The sequence below is a fragment of the Helicobacter magdeburgensis genome, assembly GCF_000765825.2.
In the GTDB taxonomy this organism is placed as follows: domain Bacteria; phylum Campylobacterota; class Campylobacteria; order Campylobacterales; family Helicobacteraceae; genus Helicobacter_C; species Helicobacter_C magdeburgensis.
In genome coordinates this window covers 1-4281 of the sequence record NZ_JRPE02000033.1, presented here as the reverse complement: position 1 = coordinate 4281, position 4281 = coordinate 1, and the positions used below count along the sequence as shown (strand labels likewise).

At 34.0% G+C, this 4281-nt stretch carries 5 protein-coding genes and 2 pseudogenes; all 7 read right to left on the bottom strand.

The window, feature by feature from the left end; all coding sequences use genetic code 11:
* Positions 1-321, bottom strand: a pseudogene (locus LS74_RS11590) (mobilization protein); the annotation flags it as partial.
* Positions 321-614 carry a type II toxin-antitoxin system RelE family toxin gene (locus tag LS74_RS10640; protein WP_034589502.1) on the bottom strand — a complete coding sequence of 98 codons (294 nt, stop codon included), beginning with the start codon at positions 612-614 and terminating at the stop codon, positions 321-323. The pseudogene LS74_RS11590 and the gene LS74_RS10640, both read right to left, overlap by 1 nt.
* Positions 604-927 carry a hypothetical protein gene (locus LS74_RS10635; protein WP_034589500.1) on the bottom strand — a complete coding sequence of 108 codons (324 nt, stop codon included), beginning with the start codon at positions 925-927 and terminating at the stop codon, positions 604-606. Before LS74_RS10635 ends, LS74_RS10640 begins: the two co-directional genes overlap by 11 nt.
* 355 nt (positions 928-1282) lie before the next feature.
* Entirely contained in the window at positions 1283-1474 is a 192-nt protein-coding gene (locus tag LS74_RS10630) for a hypothetical protein (protein ID WP_034589497.1), read from the bottom strand.
* On the bottom strand, positions 1475-2536 hold the full coding sequence (locus LS74_RS10625) for a replication initiation protein (RefSeq protein ID WP_138129143.1): 1062 nt from the start codon (positions 2534-2536) through the stop codon (positions 1475-1477).
* A gap of 473 nt (positions 2537-3009) precedes the next feature.
* Positions 3010-3171 carry a hypothetical protein gene (locus LS74_RS11010; protein WP_167480495.1) on the bottom strand — a complete coding sequence of 54 codons (162 nt, stop codon included), beginning with the start codon at positions 3169-3171 and terminating at the stop codon, positions 3010-3012.
* A gap of 269 nt (positions 3172-3440) precedes the next feature.
* Positions 3441-4281, bottom strand: a pseudogene (locus LS74_RS11100) (hypothetical protein); the annotation flags it as partial.

Sequence of the window (4281 nt, the reverse complement as noted above, 5' to 3'; positions counted from 1 at the left end):
TTGATAGCATTGGAATCCATACTTAGTTTCAAAATGCTTTGCAAGTCTTTCTAAATCCTGCATTGTGGTATCAGGCTTGATATTGCAAACAGCACTCCACTCGTAACTTTTGGCTTTGAAATTTGGAGCTTTTGGGGGTTTCGTGCGTTTATAGGCTTCTTTGGCTTTTTCTATCAACTCTTGTTTGATTTTTAAAGCTTCATAGTCTTTGCGATTGCATTCTAGCTCTCCGCCAATGGCATAATTAGGGCGAATGGTTGAGTTATGGAATACTTGAAAATCTTTTGATTTTTTGAAATTTATACTTGAGATATGGCTCATTACAAGCCTTTGTAGGTATTTTCGTCTCTTTTAGCGATTTTGATAATTTGAATAACTTGAAAAGCATCATTTTTAATAATGCCTATAATGCGGTAATCTCCCAATCTCCACCGATAGCGATTATCGTTAAATCCTTGCAAATATCTTGCATTTGATAGGGTGCAAGGATTCTCGCAAGTTATCAAGTTTTCATTGATAAATGTGTCTATTTTAAAAAAATCTCTTGGAGCTGATTTGGCTAATTTTTTTAAAAATTTAACAACTCTTTTTTCGTATTCAACATTATAGCTCATTGCCATAATCCTTACTCATTTCTTGTTGAATCTCAATTTTTAATTGTTCTTTTTCTTGTGTTGAAATTTGATTTTTTACTTCATTGGCAATTTTATTAAGTCCAGATTGTTCTCGTGTAACAAATTCATACTTTGGAGAATCTAGGCTTTCTTTAATTTTTGATTTGAGAAACTTTATAAGCTCATTAGTCTCACTAAGCTTTCTTTCTGCTTCTGCTTTGATTTTCTGCTCTTTTTTCTCCGCACTTATTAATGAGTTTATAAGTTGTCGCCGATTCATATTTGAGTATTTCTCGTAATTTATAGCGGTCATTTTTACCCCTTTTCATTTTCTTTGCTGTATTGAGCTTGTGAAATATAGCAAATTATAGAAAATGAAAAGCAAATTACAAAACATTTATGTTTGGATAATTTGCAAATTATCCAAACATTCACAAGCTCAAGTGTGGTAATTTGCTCTGCGAGGCTTTTTTCTATTTTTTGTAGCGTGTGTCCCTTTTGCTGAATTGCTTCCGAAAACATCAAATCTTAGCTTAAAACCGCTTACGAAGTAAGCAGGACTTTTAAGCTAAGATTTGATAAGGTTTCGGGCAAGAAGCAAGGACAAGATTTTATGCGGAGTTCCGCAAAAAATCGCCACGCAAAAAAGAGAAAAATGGAGCAGAAAATCAAAACAATTTAGGCTGGTTTTGATTTTCTTTTTCCCTTAAAGCCTTGATGAATTTTTGATAATCATCAGTGCTTTGCAGAAGTTGTAATACAAATTCATTTGCATTTTCTAAACTCTCCAAAAATTGCTTAGTTTCAGAATCTACCCTTAGAGATTTGATGAATGTCGGTCTTTTTTTAGCTCTTGGCATTTAAAACACTTTTTGCATATTGGCGGCATTAATGATAAAAGGTTTTATGTCTCTTTCGTATTCATCTTTTGTGTAAGTGCGTTTAAAATCTTTGTGTGTGTCTTTGTTGTAAAGATTTAAAATGATTTTAGAATCTGCATATGTAATATTATTAATATAAAGCCATTCGCCATTCTTACTAAGATAATTTTCTTTAGCTCTCTTAAGTTCAGCTCTAAAGCTTTCATCAAAAAAATGATTAGATTCTAAAAGCTCTTGCTCTAGGTTTTCAATGTCAAATCTAAATTCTATGGCTACGACATTTCCGCCACGCCCACGCCCTTTGCCTTTGATTTTTGTATATTGTAGATTCTTAAATGGCACTCGCTCTTTATCAAAAAGATTTCTGGGCTTGGTAAGCTCTTTTATTGCTGGTTTTAAAATGAATTGGTCTATATCGGTTTGTCTTGTGTATGGAATATCCATAATCCGCATAAAGTCTTGCCATTCTGTCCGCATATAGCCTGTGTTGCGATATTGTTTTAACAAGCGATAAAGTGTTTTTGTGTATTTACCGCTCAGAGAAATAAATTCAGCAAACTCAAATCGTGTAAAATTTGAGTTTATATCATCAATGATATGTTCAAAATCTGGATTTATTTCAATTCGCAAATGTTCAAAGTTTTGAAAAATCATTCCATTAGGCATTTTAAAAGCCTGTTGTAGTTTGTCTGTTGATATTTCACTATTATCAATAACATTGACTCGTATCCAAAATGTCTTAAAAATATTGTGATAGCCTGTATCTAAGGTATTTTTACTAACTTGTGAAATGGTTGTAAAGTCTGCTTTTAAGAGATTGTGTTTTAAACCATCTACCACTTCAAATAATTGTCTGTTTGTGTATCCATTATCTTTTACAAATTCGTTGATTTCTTGAGCTGTAAAGACAGCTAGTCCATTCCCATTTTTTATTTTGTCTTTCAAATTAAAAATCAAGCCAATAAACACATTATGTTGTAGTTCTGTAAATGGCAAACCTACTTTATTCAAATCATTGTGGTATCTAACGATTCTATTCATAATGCCACCCTTATCTTATTTTTTCGTTAATTTAACATAAAAAGATAAATAAGAATAGATAAAAAATATTTCTAGTCTTAATAGTAGAAATTTCTAGTCTTAATAGTAGAAATTTCTAGTCTTAATAGTAGAAATTTCTAGTCTTAATAGTAGAAATTTCTAGTCTTAATAGTCCCACAGCCCCCTGCCACACGCTTCTACAAGCCGCCTAAAATATATAAAAAAGAATCTAAAAAGAAATAAAAAAGGCAAAACCCCCCAAAATCCAACCCAAAAAATCCAAAAAATGTGCGAAAATAAAATCAAAAACTGACTTAAATGTATAATAGGACATTTTGCTCCACTGCGTTCCGCAAAATCCCCATTATTTTTTTACTAGGCGTTCGCCTTTGGCTCACTTGCTCCGCACCTCGTGCTACGCTGTGGGCTGTTTAAGTGAGAATTTCACTGCGTTTCATTCTCTTTGATTTGTTTCAAGCTGTCGCTTTCAATTCCATAGCTCCGCCGATATTGTCGCCGACTTTGTCGTCTCCATCGGCTCTAGCTTCGCTCTGTGGTTTGGTGTTGGTGTGGAATAGTGGAGTTTGGTTTGTGGATTCTAGTCTAAGAGCTTTGTTTTTAAGGGAGAAAATCACTCATTAAAGGGCGGGGCATAAAGCCCCAAAGCGTTAGCGTTTGAGTAATATTTCAAACTTAAACCCAAATAGGCAAAAGTTGAGATATAATACTCGCACTGGACGCTTTTTACTATGTCGCTTCATAGTGCGTCCTTTAATTGAGTTTAGCCCCCTTTCTTACGATTGGGGGCGTTTTTATTATAGCATATTATCTGCCCCTGCCTGTATCTCTCACTATTTTTTGTTGCTGTTCTTTTGGCTCTCGCTCTTGGAGTTTGGTTTGTGGATTAACGCCTTTTCCTAATGCTTTGTAGCTTCTCTTGTGCTTCTTTGAATGCGGAATCGTCAATAGACAAGTCTAAATCATCATCAAAATCAGCAAAAAAATCGTTTTTTTCACTTTCAAGCTGTCCTACATCGTTTTTTTGATTTTCAACGATTTTAGAGGCATTTTTGAGCGATTCTCGCATATATTCTAGTTCAGCTTTTAACTCTAAATTCTCTGTTTCTAATTTTTCATTTTGTAATACAAGTTCATTTTTTAGTCTTTCTTTTTCTTGTAATTCCCTGATATGTGCTTCTTTCAAGGCTTGGATTTCTTTCTCAAGCTCATCGGCTCTTTTGCCTTTTTCAGCCAAAGCTCTTAATTTTTGAAACTCTTCTTGTGTGTATCCTTGTCCTATCCACGATTTGCGTTCTTGCTCTAATCGTGTTTTTTGGTCTTTAAGCGAAAGGTTTTCATTTTTTAATTCTTTGATTTTTTGTTTATGAGTTTCTCTAGAATCCGCAAAGCTCATTTTTTTTGTATCAGTCCCTAAAAACTCGTCAAATTCATCAAGAAAAGCGTTTTCTTGCTTGTTGTGTCTTTTGATTGTGGCTTCTGCTGTTTTGAAATTCTCATTTGCTGTTTTGAAATTTTCTGCTAATCTATCTTTTTGCCCCTCTAAAGTGTCTATTGTTGCTTGAAATTTTTCTTTTTGCTGTTTCAAAGCTTCACGCTCTTTTTCTTTCATAGCTCCATATTTGCGTGGCTCTATGCGTTCTCGCTTACTAACACGCTTATCAATACCCCGCTCCATTTGTAGAATCTCAGCGACTTCGGTTTGCATTTGTCGCAATACGCTAGGC

Bases quoted from the DNA above. Each gene is read 5' to 3' on its own strand.
- LS74_RS10640 (WP_034589502.1), bottom strand. From the start codon at position 614: ATGAGCTATAATGTTGAATACGAAAAAAGAGTTGTTAAATTTTTAAAA.
- LS74_RS10630 (WP_034589497.1), bottom strand. From the start codon at position 1,474: ATGCCAAGAGCTAAAAAAAGACCGACATTCATCAAATCTCTAAGGGTA.
- LS74_RS10635 (WP_034589500.1), bottom strand. From the start codon at position 927: ATGACCGCTATAAATTACGAGAAATACTCAAATATGAATCGGCGACAA.
- LS74_RS10625 (WP_138129143.1), bottom strand. From the start codon at position 2,536: ATGAATAGAATCGTTAGATACCACAATGATTTGAATAAAGTAGGTTTG.